Source organism: Streptomyces corynorhini (assembly GCF_003346515.1).
Lineage (GTDB): Bacteria > Actinomycetota > Actinomycetes > Streptomycetales > Streptomycetaceae > Streptomyces > Streptomyces corynorhini.
In genome coordinates this window covers 1-2,731 of the sequence record NZ_QQNA01000307.1, presented here as the reverse complement: position 1 = coordinate 2,731, position 2,731 = coordinate 1, and the positions used below count along the sequence as shown (strand labels likewise).

2 protein-coding genes are annotated in these 2,731 nt (G+C 67.7%); one reads left to right on the top strand and one right to left on the bottom strand.

Going from position 1 to position 2,731, the window contains the following annotated elements:
• Window positions 1-185 precede the first annotated feature (185 nt).
• Window positions 186-1,166: a zinc-dependent alcohol dehydrogenase family protein gene (locus DVH02_RS29920; RefSeq protein ID WP_114626985.1), complete on the bottom strand. Its 981-nt coding sequence runs from the start codon at window positions 1,164-1,166 to the stop codon at window positions 186-188.
• Window positions 1,167-1,268: 102 nt separating this feature from the next.
• Between DVH02_RS29920 and DVH02_RS29915 the strand changes: the two genes are divergently transcribed.
• Entirely contained in the window at window positions 1,269-2,228 is a 960-nt protein-coding gene (locus DVH02_RS29915) for an AraC family transcriptional regulator (protein ID WP_114626984.1), read from the top strand.
• Window positions 2,229-2,731: the final 503 nt, after the last annotated feature.

The following is a 2,731-nucleotide window of genomic DNA, read 5'->3' as shown; positions in this document are numbered from 1 at the left end:
ACTCATGCCCCGCTGGTCACTGGGGTGGGGTGGGTGGGACGGATGGGGTCTGTGTGACTCCAGTGGGCATGTGCTGGCAGCTTCTGTGTGGTGTGGTGCGTTCTTCGCACTCCAGGACACATGAGCCGTGGATGAGAGGTCCCAGCGCCCCTGCGCTGCCTCCGCTCGGAGTCGGGCAGTCTGGCTCAGTGGCTGATGACGACCTTTCCGAAGCGCGGTCCCCGCGCGAAGTGGGCGAACGCCTCCGACGCCTGGTTGAAGGGGAAGACACGGTCGATGACGGGCCGGAGACGACTTCGGTCGATGGCCTGGTTCATCTGCTCGAAGTCGCTGCGACTGCCCACGCTGATCGACCTGAGAGTTGCGGACCGGCGGAAGAAGTGGGTCACGTCCATGTCGTTACCTGACGCGAGGTTGCCGACAAGGGCGATCTGGCCGCCGTAAGCGACGGCCTCGACGGACTGGGAGAGGGTACCGGCGCCGCCGATCTCCAGGACGCGACCGGCGCCGCCGTCGGTCAGCTCCCGTACCCGCGCACCCCATTGCGGTGTCTCCTTGTAGTTGACGATGTCGGCTGCGCCAAGGGCGCCGAGGCGTTCGGCCTTGGAGTCGTCGGACGTCGTGGCCACCACACGTGCCCCGGCCAGACGGGCGAATTGCAACGCGAAGACCGACACGCCGCCCGAACCCTGGACCAGCAGGATGTCGCCCGGCCCGACCCCAGCCACCGCCGACCACGCAGTGAGCGCGGCGCACGGCAGTGTGGCTGCCTCCTCGAAGGACAGCTGGTCGGGGACGGGGACCAGGCTCTGCTGGTCGACGACGACGTGATCACTGAGCCATCCGTCGCGCTGCGTGCCACGCAGCTCTCCCCATCCGGGGAACGGGCCGTACAGCCAGGTGGGGTGGAAGGTGCCCATGACACGGTCACCGACCCGGAACCGCGAGACCCCGTCCCCGACGGCTTCGACGACGCCCGCGCCGTCGGAGAGCGGTACGCGCCCCTGTACGTCGACGGAGTAGCTGTCGGAGACGATGAGCCGATCGCGGGCATTGAGGGAGGTGGCTCTGACCTTCACCAGCACTTCACCCGCCGACGGATCGGGTACCGGGCAGTCGGTGTCGAGTGTCAGCCCACCACCCGCCCGTACCTTGAATGCGCGCATTTGCAGCCTCTCTTTCGTGAAGTACCGCCACGGTAGGCTGACGGTTCTGGACGATTCGCATCTTTCCGTCCACTGTTTGGTGCAGAGCGTCCAGGAGGGTGCATGGATCCGGTCGACGACCTTCTCGCCACGATGAGGATCGAGGACGCGCGATATACGCGCGTGGAAGCACACGCGCCGTGGGGTATCTCGTTCCCTCCCCGGCACCTGGCCCGGCTGATCCTCATCTCGGGCGGTTCGTGCCGGCTCGACTCGGAGGTCCTGGCCTGTCCACAGCGCCTGCAGTCGAACGACTGCTTTCTGGTTCGCGCGGGCGTGGGCTTCACCCTGCGAGACGCGGACAGCAGCGAGATTCTCGACTGCGACGACCTGGCGGCCCAGGCACCCGGTCACCTGGTACGAGTCGGAGGCGACGGCGAGCCGACCCGGATTCTCTCCACTCGTTTCACTTTCGACGCCGTCGCCGCCGAACCGCTCTTCGCGCTCCTGCCCCCCTTGGTCCGGTTGCCTCCGGACAACGCCTCCGGAGAGCTACTGCGCGCCACGTTCGCGCTCATCGAACACGAGAGCGCGGCCAATCGACTCGGCGCCGGCTTCGTCATGGGCCGCTTGTCCGACGCGCTCTTCGTGCAGGCCCTGCGCACCTGCTGCGCGGATGTCGGGAGCGGCAGTGTCGGCTGGGTCGCCGCCCTCCGGGACCCCCGGCTGGCCCTCGCCGTGCAGGAGTTGCACGCAGACCTGAGCCGTTCGTGGACGGTCGGCGAACTCGCCCGAACGGCGGGGATGTCACGCTCGGCGTTCGCCACGCTGTTCAAGGAACGGACGGGGGATACCCCACTGAGCTACCTCACGACATGGCGCATGTACCGGGTGAAAGTCCTGCTTCGAGAGACGCCACTGAGTGTTCAGGAGATCGCCGTCAGGGTCGGCTACGACACCGGTACCGCTCTGAGCCGGGCCTTCTCGAAGAGGGAAGGCGTCTCACCCGGAACGTGGAGGAAGACGGTCGGGGCACCGGGAAGCGGGTCGCGAGGGACTGTCTCCACCACGGTCTTCTCTTAGGCCCAATACCAGTGACATAGGGGCCAGTTCGGCGGCCTCACCTGCGGAAACACGGTCCGCCGACAGCCCCGGCAGCCGCAAAGTCACTGGTATTGCTCTTAGGCCCTGTCTGACACATGACGCCGTCCGCCCGCAGGACGGGGCTCGCGGCGTCTGGCGCGTGCGAGCGCAAGGTGGAGGATCATCCTCGTACCGGACGTACTCGGTCACTCGCCTACGTTCCGCATGGGCTCCCTCCGCCGCCTTGCGATCCACGGCACCAGCCCCCTCCCTGATCCGGTCTGATCCAAACGAAAGGCCCTGGCCACCGGGGCCCAGGACGGCAGTGACCAGCGGGGCATGAGTCCCAGCAAGCATCCGGTCGGCGGACGCTTGACGAAACGTGCCACCGCCCCATGCAGAGACCGCGCGCCCCGCAGGGCGAGCCAGCCCGGCGGCCAGGGTCCGGGCCGGGCAACGATCCTGCCTGTCCTGGGAACCCTTTCCCCGGGCCGCCCCTCCCG

Coding starts and splice junctions, on each gene's coding strand:
- DVH02_RS29920 (WP_114626985.1), bottom strand. CDS start 1,166: ATGCGCGCATTCAAGGTACGGGCGGGTGGTGGGCTGACACTCGACACC.
- DVH02_RS29915 (WP_114626984.1), top strand. CDS start 1,269: ATGGATCCGGTCGACGACCTTCTCGCCACGATGAGGATCGAGGACGCG.